Source organism: Rhodococcus sp. NPDC060090 (assembly GCF_042729855.1).
GTDB lineage: Bacteria > Actinomycetota > Actinomycetes > Mycobacteriales > Mycobacteriaceae > Rhodococcus.
Map to the genome: position 1 here is coordinate 147,062 of NZ_JBHWXB010000007.1, position 15,987 is coordinate 163,048.

Here is a 15,987-nt window from a genome sequence, read left to right on the forward strand (position 1 = left end):
TGCGCTAACCTGCCGCGGTGCCACTTCTCGACGCCTCCGCGCTACTCCCCGATCGCCCCTGCCGCATCGTCGTGGCGGGGGCGTCGGGCTCGGGGAAGACGACACTTTCCGCCCGGATCGGTGACGCGCTCGGCATCGAACACATCGAGATCGACGGGCTGCATCACGGACCGAACTGGACGCCGCGGCCGTCGTTCGTCGCCGACGTCGAGGATTTCACCGCGAAGCCGCACTGGGTAACCGAGTGGCAGTACACGGTGGTGCGTCCGCTGCTGGCAGACCGCGCGGATCTGATGGTGTGGCTCGACCTTCCCCGCTCCACGGTGATGCGGCAGGTGGTGCGCCGGACGCTACGGCGACGCATCCACCGTGAGGTGCTGTGGAACGGCAACATCGAACCAGGTCTGCACACGATCTTCACCGACCGCACGCACATCATCCGCTGGGCGTGGTCGACGTACGGGCTCTTCCCGGAGCGCATCCGCGAAGTGCTCGAGCGGCGTCCCGAACTGCCGATCGTGCAGCTGACGAGCCGACGTGACGTCGAGAGGTGGACGGTCCGACTCGGACTCGAGTAGCTGCCGCGACCTCACCGATCGCATCTTCAGCCATCTCGGCGACATCAGCGTCGCCATCATCGAGTGCGCCGACGTACCGCGTGCATCGGTCGATGGCGTGCAGGACGTCGACGATGCGCTGGTCTGCATCGCGGCTCACAGTGCGACCGCGCCCTCGAGCGCCGACACTGCAATCGGCCGCTCGAGCAGCTGGAGCGGGAACACGTCGATGTCGTCGCGGCGGGCTTCGTCATGTCCCCATGACACGAAAGGTCGCGGCACGGTATCGACGACATCGAGATCACCGTTGCCGAATACATCAATGGATTCGATCAGCGACGGCTTCATGGCGAGATCGGGCACGACGTGCGATCGGTGTCGAGACCCTTGAAGTCTCGTTAACCTCGTACACATGACGACTCCCGACATCACGCTGAACTCCGGAACCACCATCCCTCAGCTGGGCCTCGGGGTCTGGCAGGCCACGAACGACGAGACCGAGCACGCCGTCCGATTCGCAATCGACGACGCCGGCTACCGACACATCGACACCGCCGCCGCGTACGGCAACGAGGAGGGCGTGGGCCGCGCACTCGCGGGCACGTCGGTTCCACGTGAGGACATCTTCGTCACCACCAAGCTCTGGAACTCCGACCAGGGCTACGACTCTGCTTTGAAGGCATTCGACTCGAGCCTGAAAAAGTTGGACACCGACTACGTCGACCTGTACCTGATCCACTGGCCGCTCCAGGACAACGATCGTCTGTTGCGCACGTGGGACGCCCTCGAGAAGATCGTCGAATCCGGACGGGCGAAAGCCGTGGGTGTGTGCAACTTCGAGCCGCACCACCTGCAGTTGCTCGTCGACCGCGGCGGGCTGCTGCCCGCCGTCGACCAGGTGGAGCTACACCCGAACCTGCCTCAGCATGCGATCCGCGGGGCCGCCGCCGAGCACGGGATCGCGGTCGAATCGTGGAGCCCGCTCGGCGGCACCAGCAACTCCGGCTGGGGGTCGAATTCGAAGCCCAACACCCTGCTCACCGACCCCGTCATCGACCGGATCGCCGATCGTCACAGCAAGACCGCGGCCCAGGTGCTGATTCGGTGGCATCTGCAGAACGGGCTGATCGTGATCCCGAAATCGGTCCACGACGCGCGCATCGCCCAGAACATCGACGTGTTCGATTTCGAACTGTCCGACCTCGATCTCAGCGAGATCGACACCCTCGACAACGGCAATCGCGTAGGCGCGCATCCGGACGAGATGAACCTCGGCGCGCCCAGCTGACCGCTCTACCCACGCTCCCTTCCCCGCCTTCCCCTTCCGAGCGAGTGGTACACCCGATCGATTCATCGAGACGGGTGTACCACTCGCTCGGGCGCGGGAGGGTTCCACTGACGACTAGAACGTGTTCTCATTGCAGTCATGAGTGACGTTCACATGGTGCTGGGCACTCCCGTCGAGATGCCGGTGCAGGTGCGCACGGCGACGGCGTTCATGGCCGTCTTCTCCGTTCCCGTCTCCCCCGCTCAGACGCTGATCGACCACACCGGACTCGAGCTCCTGCAGCACCGGCCCGGCCGCGGACTGTGCACGCTCGTGTTCGTCGACTACGTGGACGGCGACCTCGGCCCGTACAACGAGTTCGGAGTCTGCTTCCTCGTGCGCGACCGCGCACGGCGCGGCGGCGGCGTACTGCAAGACCTGCGCGACCTCGCCACCGGAGGCGCTGGCGCGCTGATCCATCAGTTGCCGGTCGACGGAGAGTTCACACGCGCAGCGGGCCGGGGTATCTGGGGCTTCCCGAAGATCCTGGCCGATTTCGACACCGACCATCACAGCGACACCAAGCATGGACGTGTGAACTGCGACGGAGCGCTGATCGCGGAGATGTCGGTGACCCCCGGCCTCCCCGTTCCCGGCAAGGGCATCGCCGCGTCGCTGGCCGCGTACTCGCACCTCGACGGCGTCACGCGTCGGACGACGTGGGACATGAATCCCAGCGGTGTGCGCACCCGGATCGGTGGCGCGACGCTGCAGCTGGGCACCCATCCGATCGCTGAGGAGCTACGCGGCCTGGGTCTGCCTCGACGCGCACTGGTCACGTCGTCGATCCCCGATCTGAAGATGACGTTCGGCGAGGCCGAGGTCGTCACTCCTATCCCGTGAGATCCTGACCCCTGAGCCGATCGACGGTGTCGTGCAGATGTTCGACGAGGAGTTTGCGCACGACGTCCGGCTCGGCGGTACGGATCGCGTCGCGCAGCGCGACATGCTCGTCGACCTGCACCTGCAGGTCGCGATAGGTGGTCTGCAGCGCCCCGAGGCACATGCGGGTCTCGACGAGCAGAGTGCGCGCCGACCGGATCAGCCGCGGGCTCGACGCGCCGGCAACGAGGACCTCGTGGAACATCTGGTCCGCATCGGAGACACCGCCGGCGTCACCGCGTTGCGCGGCGGCGCGCATCGCGTCGATCGCAGTCCCGAGATCCTGCCACGTCTGCTCACGGCGCCCGTCGAGCACGAGATCGAGCGCGCCGCCCTCGATGACGCGGCGATTGTTGTAGATGTCGACGACGTCGTCGAAGGTCAGTTCGGTGACGAAGATGCCGCGGTTCCGGATGCTGTAGAGCAGTCCCTCCGACACGAGACGCTGCATGGCCTCACGCAACGGCCCCCGCGACACGGCGAAACGTGTCGCGAGTTCGGCCTCACCGAGCTGCGCGCCCGGTTCGATGGCGCCGCGGACGATGGCCGACCGCAATTGATCAGCGATCAACTCCGCCGTCGACGGTTGGGCCACGGGTTGGAGATCTCCGAGATCACCGAGCGCCATGATCGATACCTTCCTCGAACAGTGTGCCCAGCTGCGGGCGTACACATGTATATCCCGCGAGGCGAAGCCCCTCCCACACCGAGACCTGGTTGGCAGTGAGCACCGGCTTGCCGACCTGCTTTTCGATCTCGGGCAGGAACCTCAGCGTGTGCATGGCGGTGTCGGGAACGAGAAGTACCTGTGCGTCGGGGTGGTCGTTGTCCGAGGCGAGGGCAAGCACTTCATCCGGGGTGAGAGTGCCCACCTGCGCTGCGGTCTCGATGCCCGCGCCGGTGAACGAGACGACGTCGATCCCCGCGGCACGCAGGAATTCGACGAACAGCTCACTGACGTCGCGCGGGTAGCTCGCCGCGATCGCGACACGTGTCGCGCTGTGGTTGTTCTGTCCACCGAGTACACGCAGTGCTTCGACGAACGCGAAACTGGTGTTCGACGCCGGGATGTCTCCTGCCGCCGCCGACAGCTCGGCTACCTGGTTGCGCGCACCATCGGGTCCGTAGACGAAACTCCCGGACGTGCACGCCCACACGACAACGTCGGGCGACTCCGGCGCGAGCTTCGCTGCCCCAGCGGCGAGTTTGCTCGGGCTGCCCAGGTCGAGCAGCTCGGGCACCGCGTGCAGATCGGTGCCGTAGATGTGGGCGACGGGAATCCGGACGCCGAGGAGATCTGCGGCGAACGGATAGTCGTCCTCCGCTGCATGGTCGGGGTAGATGATCCCCACCGTCGGACTCTCACGCACCTGGAACACCTCGCATCAGAAGACACCTCTCAACCACTGGCCCGGCCCGGTCATCGGCAACTGCATCCGCCCGAGGCACGCCCAGATCGTCAGCTGGTTTGCCGTGAGCACCGGTTTTCCGAGCTCACGTTCCAACGGTGCGATCAGGTCGTAGGTCGGCAGGTTGGTGCAGCTGACGAAGATGGCCTGGGAGTCGGGGGTATCGGCCCCGATGATGTGTTCGGCGATCGTGCGGTAGTTGACCTTCCAGATGCCTCCCCCGAGGCCGAGATGCCGAGACCGCACGACATCGGTTCCGGCTTCGGCAAGAAAGTCGTGCAGGAGCAGTGTCAACTCCTCGTCGTACGGGGTGAGCACCGAGATCTTGGTCAGACCCAGTTCACGGAGTGCTTCGAGTAGCGCCCCCGAGGTCGTCACCGCTGCGGGCGCACCGGCCTCGCAGATCGCGTCGCACAGCGTCTTCTCGAATCCCACACCCCTGATGAAGGACCCGGAACTACAGAGGTAGGCAACCACTTCCGGCTCGACCTGCAGAATGTCGCGGGTTGCGGCCACGAGGTGACGTCGATCGGACACGAGTTCGGCCATCGCTCTGCTCACCGCAACGGGTTGGAAAGGTGTGCGCGCAAGGTGCAGGCTCACTTCGAGCGGAGTCCAGCGCCACAGTTCGCGTTCGAGCGCGAGATCGAACGGTGCGATGATGCCGATGCCCCGTTGCGCGAGGGGCCCCTCGAATTCGGGGATGTTCAATTCCATAGGGTCCTCTGCTTCTACCCGAAGACACCACCATACGAGGATTGTTGACAATAATACGATGCACTCATACGGTGTCAATCGTGACAGTGAATCCTGTGGTGGCAGTACTCCATGCAGAGACCGTGCCGGACACGGCGCTTCTGGCCTCGGTAGCCGAGCACGCCGAGATTCACTACACCGACAGCGACGGTCTCGCGACCGCACTAGCGGGCGCCGACGTGCTGTTCGTCTACGACTTCCTCACCGATGCACTCCCCCAAGCATGGCACGCCGCCGAGTCACTGCGCTGGGTGCATGTGGCGGCGGCCGGCGTGGATCCCCTCATGTTCCCCGCTCTGCGAGACAGCGACGTCACCGTCACCAATTCCCGGGGCGTGTTCGATCAACCGATCGCAGAATACGTTCTCGCACAGATCCTCTCGTTCGCGAAGGACCTCCCGGAATCACTCCGGCTCCAGCGCGAACACACGTGGCGGCACCGCGAATCCGAACGCATCACCGGACGCACCACACTGGTCGTCGGGACCGGTCCTATCGGTCGCGCGATCGCACGCCTGCTCACCGCAGTGGGCATGCAGGTTCGAGGGTCGGGGCGACGCGCACGCGACCAGGACCCGGACTTCGGTACCGTCACCGCCACCGAAGACCTTCCCGACGCACTCGCCGACGCCGACTTCGTGGTCGTGGCCGCACCCCTGACCGAACAGACACGCAACATGTTCGACGCTGACCTGTTCCGCGCGATGAAACCTGGCGCGCGCTTCATCAATGTCGGACGCGGCGATCTCGTCCGCACCGACGATCTGGTCGACGCACTGCAATCCGGTGAACTCGCCGGAGCCGCGCTCGACGTCGTCGACACCGAACCGCTCCCGCCGGAACACCCACTGTGGGATATTCCGAATGTCATGATCACACCGCACAATTCCGGCGACTTCGCCGGATGGAGAAATGCGCTGGTCGACGTGTTCGTCGACAACTTCCAGCGGTGGCGCGCCAACAGAGAACTCGAGAACGTCGTCGACAAGCACCTCGGCTACGTGCCGAGTACCTGAGGCCGCACACCCGGTAACAGGCCCGAGCATCAGGGAGGCAGCTTGAAGCCCACCGACATGACCGCCGTCGAACTGGTGACTGCCTTTTCCGCGGGTGAGCTGTCCCCGGTGGAAGCGGCCCGGGCCGTCCTCGACGACATCGCCGCGCGCGACCACGACATCAACGCGTTCTGCCTCGTCGACGAAGAACGCACCCTCGAACAGGCGCGACTCTCCGAGGAACGCTGGCGCACCGGATACGCCAAGGGCCTGCTCGACGGAGTGCCCATCTCGATCAAGGACATCTTCCTCACGAAACACTGGCCCACATTGCGAGGTTCACAGGCCGTCGACCCCGACCAGGTATGGGACGTCGACAGCCCTGTCGTCGCCCGACTACGGGAAGACGGGATGGTGTTCGTCGGCAAGACGACCACCCCGGAGATCGCCTGGAAGGCCGTGACAGACTCCGCGCTGCACGGGATCACCCGCAATCCCGTCGACACGACGAAGACGGCAGGCGGATCCTCCGGCGGGAGCGCCGCAGCAGTCGCCGCCGGCTTCGGACCCTGCTCGGTGGGCACCGACGGAGGTGGCAGCATCCGCATCCCGGCGGCGTTCTGCGGTGTCGTCGGATTCAAACCCACCCACGGCCGCATCCCGCTGTTTCCGGCGAGCCCGTTCGGCCCGCTCGCGCACGCCGGACCGATCACCCGAACCGTCGAGGACGCGGCCCTGCTCACCGACATCCTGTCGCTGCCCGACCCACGCGACCCCACCGCGCTCGCACCGCCGGTCATGACGTTCCGCGGGGCACTGGATCGTGAGGTCGTCGGTCTCGGTGTCGCGTATTCGAAGACGCTCGGCTACGTGTCGGTCGATCCCGAGGTCGGCGACATCGTCGACCACGCTGTGCGCCGGCTCGCCGACGCCGGCCTGATCGTCACGGAAGCCGATCCCGGGTTCGACGACCCACTCGACGCGTTCGAGGTGCTGTGGGCGTCCGGCGCCGCCGCGATGTTGAAGAACTTCCCCGACGGCGCCCGCGACAAAGTCGACCCTGGACTCGGTCGGGTGTGGGAGCGCGGTGAAACACTCAGTGCTGTCGAGTATCTCGACGCGCGCGCGGTCGCTGCCGCTGTGGGCATCACCATGGGCACATTCCACCTGACGCACAACGTGCTGATCACCCCCACCATGCCGATTCCCGCGTTCGAGGCCGGCTACGACGTTCCCTCGGGTTCTTCGGCCACAAGCTGGCCGCAGTGGACGCCGTTCAGTTACCCGTTCAACCTGTCGCAGCAACCTGCGATCAGTATTCCGGCGGGGAAGGCCGCTGCCGGGCTTCCCGTCGGTCTCCAGATCGTGGGGCCACGGCACTCGGACGACCTGGTCCTCGCCGTCGCGCGGTTCGCGGAGTATGTGCTGGCCGATCAGAAAGGTTGAAACGGAGGAGCATTCATCATCGCCTTTCGCCGACCACACCATGCCGCACACCCTGCGCCGGTCGATGTCGGTGATGAAGCCTCGGCCGAGCTCGGGTCCTCGTCGGATTCGACGACGACCTCGCCGGTGAAGCCACCCACATCAGCCACCTCGTCAGCGGCTTACTCACCGGAATCCACTCCGCCTTCGAGCGAGTTCTCGGTCCGCGGATCGCGCATCCGGCCATACTCGAAATCCTGTGGAAACACACCCGCCATCCTCGGAAAGACAACGGCTTCTCAGCGAGCCGTCGGCCGGATGTCAGTCAGCTGACGGAGGCTGTCTGCACAGTGACCGAGCCATTCTCGTGGAGACATCGAAACCGCCCGGTACCCGGGTGAGACCACGAGGAGCACACTGTGAACACCATCGCGCAGCACTGGATCAACGGACAGTGGACCGGCTCCGGCTCGGTTCTGGAATCGATCAACCCGGCCGACGGCACAGTCGTCGGCTCGTTCTACGACGGTGGCCAGGCCGAGGCCTCGGCCGCCGTGGACGCCGCCGCCGCCGCGTTCGAGACCACCGAATGGTCGCGCACTCCCTCGCTTCGGGCGACCGCGCTCAGTCGGCTGGCCGACGCCCTCGAGGCCCGGGTGCCCGAGGTTGCGGCCATGTTGTCCCAGGAGAACGGCAAGCTGCTGGGTGAGACCACGTGGGAGGTCAGTGGTGCGGTCGGATGGCTGCGGTACGCGGCGGCCTCTGCGCGCACCCAGAACGCCGGGCGCGCCGCCGAGACGGCACCTGGCCAGTACACCCACTCTGTGCCCGAACCGCTCGGTGTCGCCGGGATCATCTCTCCCTGGAACTCCCCCATCATGCTGACCGTGCGGGCGCTGGGCCCGGCGCTGGCCGCCGGCTGCACCGTCGTGGTCAAGCTTCCGGCTCAGACGGCGCTGACCAATGAGCTTTTCGCGCAGGTCCTGGCCTCGGTCACGGAGATCCCGGCGGGCGTGGTCAGCGTGTTCACCGAGTCCGGCAACACCGGGGCCCCGTTCCTGGTCTCCTCGGACAAGGTCGACGTGATCAACTACACCGGCAGCACGCCGGTCGGGCGCCGTATCGCGGCCGCGGCCTCCACCACGCTCAAGCGGCTCGGTCTGGAACTGGGCGGCAAGGCGCCGATGGTGGTCCTTCCCGACTCCGATCTGGACATAGTGATCCCGACCGTGGTGCAGTCGCTGGTGCTGATGAACGGGCAGTTCTGCTGCACCGGCTCCCGCGTACTGGTTCACCGGGACATCGCCGACCAGGTGCGCACCCGACTCACCAACGCGCTCGCGCAGGTGCGGCTCGGCTCGGGTGACGACAAGGATGCCCAGCTCGGCCCGGTGATCGACAGGGCGTCCGCCCAGCGGGTGGACGCGATCGTCGAGGAAGCCACCTCGTACGGCACGGTACTGCTGCGCGGCGGCGTGGTCACCGACGGCCCCCTGGCCACCGGTGCGTTCTACCGGCCGAGCCTGATCGAGGTGGACCGCACCGACGTTCGGATCGTGCAGGAAGAGGTCTTCGGTCCGGTCCAGACGTTCGAGATCTTCGACGACGAGGACGACGCCGTGGCCAAGGCGAACGCCACCATCTACGGCCTGGCCGCCTCGGTGTTCAGCTCGGACTCGATGAAGGCCCGCCGGATCGCCCGGCGCATCCGCACCGGCACTGTATGGATCAACACCTGGGGAGCCATCAGCGAGGACTTCGAGGAAGGCGGCGTCAAGGGCAGCGGTTACGGCTATCTGTGCGGCCCGCGAGCGATTGAGGAGTTCCAGACCCTCAAGGTGTATGTAGAGCAGGACCATACCCAGTCCACGCACTGATCAGATCATGCCCCGGCCGGCGCCCGCCGGGCTCCGGTTCCGGGGCCCAGGCCGGCTGAGGAGCTTGCGGAAGCCCGGCACCAGTTGCTTCTGCACGATCGCAACCCGCAGCAACCGGTGCCGATCGCTCAACGCTTCAGCGCCGAGCGATACATCGCCGAGTTGTCCGCTCCGGCCAAGACCCAGCGACTCGTGGCCGAAGTGGCGGCACGACACCAGCAGCGGCTGGCGGTGAACCATCCGAGTCCTGTGCTGCTCACCTGGCGACTGCTGCCGCTGTTGCGCGCGGGCAGCCCATCCCGCAGCGCCAACATCACCTCGGTCGTGCAGGAACCGATGAAATCAAAACGCAGCATTTCGATTTGGAGTGGTCGATGAACGAGAGAATTGTTTCCCATGCCTACGGTGCCGACGATCCTGGACTGCCAAGCCCACTGGCAGCGACAGACATCCGGCACACGCTCCGGGAGCAGAGCCGGAACGCGTTCGCGAACGCCGAACCCCGGCTCGGCCCCACCGTTCCGGCCGCCGTCCGGCGTTGGAAGTTGTGGCTGCTCACCGTGTGCGCTATCTACCCCACCATCGTCCTGCTGGGCCTGGCCACGAACCCTGTTCTGGAGGATCTGTACCTGCCGGTGCGACTCGCTGTACTCGTCCCGGTGGCGGCAGCAGTGATGGTCTGGCAGATCAATCCCCGACTGCAGCGGCATTTCGGAGCTTGGCTCACCAGATGACAAGCAGCGGGAGGCCGCGATGAGACCCACCGCGGCGTCTCCTCACTGGAACTCTTCTTCGACCTGTGCTTCATCGTGGCCATAATCCAGGCAAGCGCCCAGTTGGTGCACGCCTGGGAAGCGCGAGGAAAGCGCCGTGCCAGTACTGTGAGCGAACCCCTCGCCGCCGCGGGACCCACTGCGTCCTGACGCGGTGCGAGGTGCCCTGTAGCCCGCCGGTAGGACCGTCGTGCGGCGAGCTTGCCTCCCAGGCCTATTCGCCCGGTTCCCGGACCATCCCCGCCTCGTGCGTCGAGCAACTCTTTGCGCCGCGGTTCCAGCTCGCCCGCCCGCAGTGCCTTTCTCTGCTGGTGAAGCCACCTTCCAAGCGGAGAAGCCTTCGTCGCGCCTACCCTGGTCCCGCGTCGTACGGGACCGGGGTAGGGGCCGATGACCTCGTTCTCGGATCGCCGGCGCCGCAGGGCCTTTCGGCCCTGCGACCAGATCAGGGACCGGGTCGGTAGACCCGGGTGCGCAAAACGGCCGCGATGGTCGCTGGGTCGGGCAGGGTGGAGAAGTGGAGCAGGGCGGACTCGGCAGCGGCGTCGCCGTCGTAGTGTTCCTGGTCTCCGTCGGCGCCGATGATCCTCGACAAGTCGTTCATCATGACTGCGCAGGCCTCGGAGGACGCGACGAGGGGCGGTAGCCGGCGGAGGCGACCATGTCGTCCAGGTCTTTGCCGGGCGGGGCGACGACCGGCGCGATGATCCGCGTGACCTTCGTGCTGTCGCTACGGTGGGGCTGCAGCGCCCGGCTGGTGATCTGCATGATCTTCGTTAGGGAGCTGCGAGTGTCGGCGAAGCGGATGTCTTCACGATCCGATTGCCGGTGGGTGCGATAATTGCTGGTCGAGTGCGTGGCTGGTGGTTCGACTGCTTCGCGAGGTACGACGAAGGACGCGGCGGATGTGGGCGAAGCCAAGGGCAGACATGAGCGTCGGCCCGACCGGACTGGTCGGTCGGGAGGGCGAGCTCGCAGAGCTTGCGGCGTTCCTGGACATGGCCGGGATGAACGGAGCCGCCCTGCTGCTCACCGGTGATCCGGGTGTGGGGAAGACTGCGCTCCTGGACGCGACCGCCGAGCTGGCGGTGGCGAAGGGAGTGCGGGTCGTCCGCGGGAGCGGCGTCGAGTACGAGACTGGCATCAGCTTCGCGGGACTCCATCAGCTCGTCGGTTCGCTGCCGGACGAGCTTGGTCGTCTGCCACGTTCCACGCGAGAGGCCCTCGAGGTCGCTCTCGGTCTCGGCGTCGGTCCCGCGGCGAGCCGGATCGCCGTCCTGAACGCGGCACTGGCCCTGTTCGACGAGGCCGCGAAGGAGCGGCCGTTGCTACTCGTGGTCGATGACCTTCATGCCGTCGACGAGGCGAGCCAGGCTGCGGTAGGTTTCGTCGCCAGAAGACTGGGCGGTCGCCGCATCGGACTGCTCGGAGCACAGCGAGAGGAGTCCGACGCATCCTTCCGCTCCACCGGTCTGCCGGAGCTCGAGATCGCGCCGCTGGACGACGCGGACGCCCTGCGACTGCTGTCCCGGCGCTTCGCCCACCTCCCCCGCCGGGTCCTTTCGACCGTGGCGCACGAGGCACAGGGAAACCCCCTGGCTCTGCTCGAGTTCGCCGGGTCCACGGAGGCGTCCGGCGACCGACACGGCCAAGGGGCGGGGTGGGCGAGCGGCCCGGGGCGGGACGTGCGCGCTCTGTACGGCGCCCGCGTCGGACGACTGCCGCAGAGAACGCGCGAGGTACTGCTGCTCGCGGCTCTCGAGGGCTCCGGCGACATCGGCATTCTCGAGGCGGCCGGCGGGCTGGGCAGCCTCGAGGAACTCGCTCCCGCGGAGCGTGACCACCTGGTCATGGTCGCGGAGAACGGCCGCGCGGTGCGCTTCAGGCACCCGCTGGTCAGGTCCGCGGTGGTCGACGGTTCCACCGGCGAGCAGCGGCGCAGCGCCCACCGCCGACTGGCCGACGCACTGGGCCACCAGCCCGAGCGGCGCGGTGATCACCTCGCGAGAGCCACGACGGCGCCCGACGAGACGGTCGCCGCCGTCGTGGAGTCGGCGGCCCGGAGCAGCCTGCGACGCGGTGACGCCGACGGCGCGATCGCGAGGCTGCGGCGCGCGGCCGAACTGAGTCCCGACCGAGGGGTCCGCAGGCGCCGCCTGTCGAAGGCCGCCTACGTCGCCGCCTGGGTCGCGGGCCATCTGGAGGTCAGCCACGAGATCATGCGTGAGATCGAGGGCGATCCGGCGGCCCGGTCGCTCGCGGCGGCCGCGGCGGCCGGCTTCCTCGTGCTCGTCACGGAAGGCGAGGCCGATACGGCGCACGCGCTGCTGATGGAGGCGGTCGGGCATGCCTCGGTGATGCCCGGACCGCCGCGTGAGGAGCTGGAGACCGCGCTCTTCACTCTCACCCTCGCCTGCCAGTACTCGGGCCGGCCCGAGCACTGGCAGCCTCTGGTCGACGTGCTCGACCGGTTCCCCGAGGCATCGCCCGCCGCCGCGGCGTCGCTGGGGCGCGTCCATCACGACCTCGGTTCCGTCACCGACGGCATGCTGCGCCGCCTGGACGAGGAGATCTCGCGGCTGAGGGACCAGAGTGACGCCGACGTGGTCATCCGCACCGCCCTGACCGCCTCGTACCTCGACCGGCTTCCGGGCTGTCGCGAGGCCGTGTCCCGGGTCATACGCGACGGCGGCGCGGTGGGGTCGAGCATGCCGGCCCTGATGTTCGTCGCCCTGGACAACCTGTACGCCGGCCGGTGGCAGCCGTCGGCCGACGCCGCGGACGAGCTCATCGCACTGTCCGAGGAGACGGGATACCACTTGTTCGTCCAGGTGGGACACTACGTCGCCGCAATGACCGCGGCCCAGCGCGGCGACCTCGACGCGTGCCGCCGCCACTGTGAAGCAGTCTGGGGGTGGTCGAGGCCCAGGGGACTGCAGCGGCTGGAGAACTGCGCCCACCAGGCGGCGGCCCGGGCGGCCCTCGGCGCCGCCGACTTCGAGACGGCCTTCCGGCACGCCACAGCGATCTGCGCCCCGGGTGTGCTGCCGCCGTTCAATCCCGAGGCCGTGTGGTCCGCGCCGGACCTCGTCGAGGCCGCCGTGCGCACCGGGCGGCACGCGGAGGCGCGACGGCACGCGGACGCGCTGCGCGACGCCGGTGTCGGCCACCTCTCGTCGCGGCTCGCGCTGAGTTCGGCCACGGTCACGGCGATGACATCAACTGCCGAGGACATGGTCCGGTGCTTCGAGGAGGCACTCGGACTGCCGGGCGTCGAGCAGTGGCCCTTCGAGGTCGGCCATGCTCGTCTGGCGTACGGCGAAGCGCTTCGCCGGCAAGGACTCAACCGTGATGCGCGGGTGCAGCTGGCCGCCGCCCGCGACCGCTTCGAGGAACTCGGGGCCCGTTCGTGGGAGGCCCGAGCCGCTGCGGAGCTCCGCGCCACCGGCATGACGCGGACCGGCCGGGGCAAGGCCGGTGAAGCCCTCACCCCACAGGAGCTGGAGGTCGCCAGGCTGGCGGCGACGGGGCTGTCCAATCCGCAGATCGCGTCGCGTCTGTTCCTTTCGCCGCGGACCGTGTCGTCGCATCTCTACCATGTGTTCCCGAAGCTGGGGATCACGTCGCGGGCCGAGCTCCGCGACGCTCTGGATGCGCTGCCTCCCGAGCCTTCGGCCACCCGGCTGTGAGAGCTACCGGTCGGGTCTCAGTACTGCCCCGGCACTGACGTGAGCGAGCCGCCGGCGGGATGTCAGTCAGCTGACGGAGGCTGTCGGTAGGGTGGCCGAGCCATTCTCGTGGAGACATCGAAACCGCCCGGTATCCGGGCGAGACCACGAGGAGCACACCATGCCGTTCGTCACCGTCAGCGACGGAACCGAAATCTTCTACAAGGACTGGGGCTCGGGCCGGCCGGTCATGTTCCACCACGGCTGGCCGCTGAGCTCGGACGACTGGGACGCCCAGCTGCTGTTCCTCGTCCAGCGGGGCTACCGTGCCATCGCCCACGACCGCCGGGGGCACGGGCGCTCCGCCCAGGTCGGCCACGGGCACGACATGGACCACTATGCGGCGGACGCCGCCGCCGTGGTGGCGCACCTCGGCCTGCGCGACGTCGTCCACGTCGGTCACTCCACCGGTGGTGGAGAGGTCGCCCGGTACGTCGCCAGGCACAGTGCGGGGCGGGTCGCCAAGGCCGTCCTCATCGGAGCGGTCCCGCCGCTCATGGTCCAGACCGAATCGAACCCGGGAGGGCTGCCGGTCGAGGTCTTCGATGGCTTCCGCGAGGCCGTGGCCACCAACCGCGCCCAGTTCTACCTCGACCTCGCCTCCGGGCCGTTCTACGGGTTCAACCGCCCGGGCGCGGACATCTCCCAGGGCGTCATCCAGAACTGGTGGCGCCAGGGAATGACCGGCAGCGCGCAGGCGCACCACGAGGGGATCAAGGCGTTCTCGGAGACCGACTTCACCGACGACCTGCGGGCGATCGACGTGCCCACGCTCATCATGCACGGCGACGACGACCAGATCGTCCCGATCGCCAACTCCTCCGAGACGGCAGTCACGTTGGTCGAGAACGCGCGCCTGAAGGTTTACCCGGGGCTGTCGCACGGCATGTGCACCGTGAACGCCGACACCGTCAACGCCGACCTCCTCGGCTTCATCGAGAGCTGACACCGGCCCGGTACCGACACACAGCCCGTCAGCACGGAACAGAACAGGAATCACCATGACCGCAACACCCACCGGCTACGTGACCGTCGTCTGGGACGCGAAGGCGAAGGCCGGTAGAGAGGCCGACCTCAAGGCGTTCATCACCGCCGCCGTCACCCCCTCGCGCAACGACCCCGGCAACATCGACTACGAGGCCCACGAAGTCGAGGGCAGGCCCTGCGAATTCGTCATCTACGAACGCTGGGAGACCCGCGCCCACCTCGACGCCCACCTCGCCGCGCCCCGGATGCGGGAACTCGTCCCGCAGATGCTCGAACTGATCGACGGATCCATCGAGGACGGCATCCGCATCCTGCACCCGTTCCGTCCCGCCCACTAGCGCCGGACGCCCGCCGGCGGCAACAGGGCCTCGGCCACGAGATCTCGCGCAAACTCGTTCAGGCGGGCCAGACGGTCTGGATCGGAGCCCGAGACGCCGAGAACGGACGCAAGGCCGCCGACCCGCTCGGCGCCGACTTCGTCCAGCCGGACGTGACCGGCGGCACGGTGACCGACCGCACCGGTGTGCTCCCCTGGTGACGGTGGCAGGCCCGACGCCGGGACAGGCTTGGCAACCGTCCTCGCCCGGCGCACCGGCCGGGGCAGGCGGGCCCTTACTGAGGGTCCTGACCGGCACCCGCCCCTCACCCGCACCGCACTTCCCGGGCACTGGCCGCATCAGCTGCTTGCCGCATGGTGTTGTAACATCTATAGTTACGACTAACGCCGAGGAGTGAGGGAGGTGGAGCCCGACGTGAGTGCCAACAGCAGACTGACCGTCGCGGCGCACGCCCTGACATGGATCGGGCTGTATCAGCGGCGTGGCCACGAGGTCGCCACCTCCGAGCAGATCGCGACGAGCGTCAACACCAACCCCGTGGTGATTCGCCGCCTGCTGGGCGAGCTGCGCAAGGCCGGCCTGGCCGATTCACGGCAGGGGGCGGGGGCCGGCTGGATGCTCGCCCGGGACCTCTCGGCGATCACCCTGCTCGACGTCTATCAAGCGATCGAACCGGGGCCGGTCTTCGCCCTGCATCGCGCGACACCGAACCCCGAGTGCGTCGTGGGCCACGGCATCGGGCCGGCAATGACCGCCGTGTACGACGAGGTGGAGGCCGCCCTGCGCAGGGAGCTGGCAAAGACAACACTGGAAGACGTGCTGCGGGACGTCTTGAAAGCCGCCTGACCTCGAACCGTCGACTTCCCCGATCGGGGGTCGCATTCCACGACTACCGATGTAACCAAATTAGTTACACTGAGGAATTGGAGAATC

Annotated in this window: 19 protein-coding genes and 1 pseudogene; 14 read left to right on the forward strand and 6 right to left on the reverse strand. The window is 67.5% G+C overall.

The window, feature by feature from the left end; translation table 11 throughout:
* Positions 1–17: 17 nt before the first annotated feature.
* On the forward strand, positions 18–578 hold the full coding sequence (locus ACFWCF_RS11785) for an AAA family ATPase (RefSeq protein WP_378489024.1): 561 nt from the start codon (positions 18–20) through the stop codon (positions 576–578).
* A gap of 135 nt (positions 579–713) precedes the next feature.
* Here the strand turns inward: ACFWCF_RS11785 and ACFWCF_RS11790 are convergent, their stop codons facing one another.
* Positions 714–920 carry a hypothetical protein gene (locus ACFWCF_RS11790; protein WP_378489025.1) on the reverse strand — a complete coding sequence of 69 codons (207 nt, stop codon included), beginning with the start codon at positions 918–920 and terminating at the stop codon, positions 714–716.
* A gap of 49 nt (positions 921–969) precedes the next feature.
* Here ACFWCF_RS11790 and ACFWCF_RS11795 point away from each other — a divergent pair, with 49 nt between their 5' ends.
* Complete coding sequence (locus ACFWCF_RS11795; protein ID WP_378489026.1) at positions 970–1,845, forward strand: aldo/keto reductase; 876 nt, start codon at positions 970–972, stop codon at positions 1,843–1,845.
* Positions 1,846–1,998: 153 nt separating this feature from the next.
* The gene (locus tag ACFWCF_RS11800) at positions 1,999–2,727 is read left to right on the forward strand and encodes an acetoacetate decarboxylase family protein (protein ID WP_378561476.1); all 729 of its coding nucleotides are present in this window, start codon (positions 1,999–2,001) and stop codon (positions 2,725–2,727) included.
* Here the strand turns inward: ACFWCF_RS11800 and ACFWCF_RS11805 are convergent.
* Genes ACFWCF_RS11805 through ACFWCF_RS11815 form a run of 3 tightly spaced genes read right to left on the reverse strand, consistent with a single transcriptional unit; the run spans position 2,717 to position 4,892 of the window.
* Positions 2,717–3,394, reverse strand: coding sequence for a GntR family transcriptional regulator (locus tag ACFWCF_RS11805; RefSeq protein WP_378561184.1), 678 nt, complete (start codon positions 3,392–3,394; stop codon positions 2,717–2,719). The two genes, ACFWCF_RS11800 and ACFWCF_RS11805, sit on opposite strands and share 11 nt — an antisense overlap.
* On the reverse strand, positions 3,381–4,136 hold the full coding sequence (locus ACFWCF_RS11810; RefSeq protein ID WP_378561187.1) for a maleate cis-trans isomerase: 756 nt from the start codon (positions 4,134–4,136) through the stop codon (positions 3,381–3,383). The genes ACFWCF_RS11805 and ACFWCF_RS11810 overlap by 14 nt, the downstream gene beginning before the upstream one ends.
* Before the next feature lie 15 nt (positions 4,137–4,151).
* A complete protein-coding gene (locus ACFWCF_RS11815; protein WP_378489029.1) occupies positions 4,152–4,892 on the reverse strand; it encodes an Asp/Glu/hydantoin racemase in 741 nt (246 codons plus the stop codon).
* Between the two features lie 80 nt (positions 4,893–4,972).
* On the opposite strand from ACFWCF_RS11815, the gene ACFWCF_RS11820 reads away from it, so the two are divergent.
* The 7 genes and pseudogenes from ACFWCF_RS11820 to ACFWCF_RS11850 all read left to right on the forward strand — a co-directional run bounded on the left by ACFWCF_RS11820 (position 4,973) and on the right by ACFWCF_RS11850 (position 10,151).
* Positions 4,973–5,947, forward strand: a complete 975-nt coding sequence (locus ACFWCF_RS11820; protein WP_378561190.1) for a D-2-hydroxyacid dehydrogenase — start codon at positions 4,973–4,975, stop codon at positions 5,945–5,947.
* Between the two features lie 57 nt (positions 5,948–6,004).
* Positions 6,005–7,372 (forward strand): amidase, encoded by a 1,368-nt coding sequence (locus ACFWCF_RS11825; protein ID WP_378561479.1) that lies wholly within the window; start codon positions 6,005–6,007, stop codon positions 7,370–7,372.
* 28 nt (positions 7,373–7,400) lie between these two features.
* A pseudogene (locus ACFWCF_RS11830) lies at positions 7,401–7,611 on the forward strand (IS110 family transposase); the annotation flags it as partial.
* A gap of 159 nt (positions 7,612–7,770) precedes the next feature.
* Positions 7,771–9,228, forward strand: a complete 1,458-nt coding sequence (locus ACFWCF_RS11835; RefSeq protein ID WP_378561193.1) for an aldehyde dehydrogenase family protein — start codon at positions 7,771–7,773, stop codon at positions 9,226–9,228.
* Between the two features lie 84 nt (positions 9,229–9,312).
* The gene (locus ACFWCF_RS11840; RefSeq protein WP_378561196.1) at positions 9,313–9,606 is read left to right on the forward strand and encodes a hypothetical protein; all 294 of its coding nucleotides are present in this window, start codon (positions 9,313–9,315) and stop codon (positions 9,604–9,606) included.
* Complete coding sequence (locus ACFWCF_RS11845; protein WP_378561199.1) at positions 9,603–9,962, forward strand: hypothetical protein; 360 nt, start codon at positions 9,603–9,605, stop codon at positions 9,960–9,962. Before ACFWCF_RS11840 ends, ACFWCF_RS11845 begins: the two co-directional genes overlap by 4 nt.
* Before the next feature lie 45 nt (positions 9,963–10,007).
* A complete protein-coding gene (locus ACFWCF_RS11850; protein ID WP_378561481.1) occupies positions 10,008–10,151 on the forward strand; it encodes a hypothetical protein in 144 nt (47 codons plus the stop codon).
* Between the two features lie 295 nt (positions 10,152–10,446).
* Here ACFWCF_RS11850 and ACFWCF_RS11855 read toward each other — a convergent pair whose 3' ends face one another.
* Together ACFWCF_RS11855 and ACFWCF_RS11860 are read right to left on the reverse strand one after the other, a co-directional pair.
* Complete coding sequence (locus ACFWCF_RS11855) at positions 10,447–10,608, reverse strand: hypothetical protein (protein WP_378561202.1); 162 nt, start codon at positions 10,606–10,608, stop codon at positions 10,447–10,449.
* On the reverse strand, positions 10,605–10,769 hold the full coding sequence (locus ACFWCF_RS11860; RefSeq protein ID WP_378489033.1) for a hypothetical protein: 165 nt from the start codon (positions 10,767–10,769) through the stop codon (positions 10,605–10,607). The genes ACFWCF_RS11855 and ACFWCF_RS11860 overlap by 4 nt, the downstream gene beginning before the upstream one ends.
* 161 nt (positions 10,770–10,930) lie before the next feature.
* Between ACFWCF_RS11860 and ACFWCF_RS11865 the strand changes: the two genes are divergently transcribed.
* The 4 genes from ACFWCF_RS11865 (at position 10,931) to ACFWCF_RS11880 (ending at position 15,900) form a co-directional block, all read left to right on the forward strand.
* Positions 10,931–13,690 carry an ATP-binding protein gene (locus ACFWCF_RS11865; RefSeq protein WP_378561205.1) on the forward strand — a complete coding sequence of 920 codons (2,760 nt, stop codon included), beginning with the start codon at positions 10,931–10,933 and terminating at the stop codon, positions 13,688–13,690.
* A gap of 160 nt (positions 13,691–13,850) precedes the next feature.
* Positions 13,851–14,675 (forward strand): alpha/beta fold hydrolase, encoded by an 825-nt coding sequence (locus ACFWCF_RS11870; protein WP_378561208.1) that lies wholly within the window; start codon positions 13,851–13,853, stop codon positions 14,673–14,675.
* Positions 14,676–14,730: 55 nt separating this feature from the next.
* Complete coding sequence (locus ACFWCF_RS11875) at positions 14,731–15,054, forward strand: putative quinol monooxygenase (RefSeq protein ID WP_378489036.1); 324 nt, start codon at positions 14,731–14,733, stop codon at positions 15,052–15,054.
* 414 nt (positions 15,055–15,468) lie between these two features.
* A complete protein-coding gene (locus tag ACFWCF_RS11880; protein WP_378489038.1) occupies positions 15,469–15,900 on the forward strand; it encodes an Rrf2 family transcriptional regulator in 432 nt (143 codons plus the stop codon).
* The last annotated feature ends 87 nt before the right edge of the window (positions 15,901–15,987 follow it).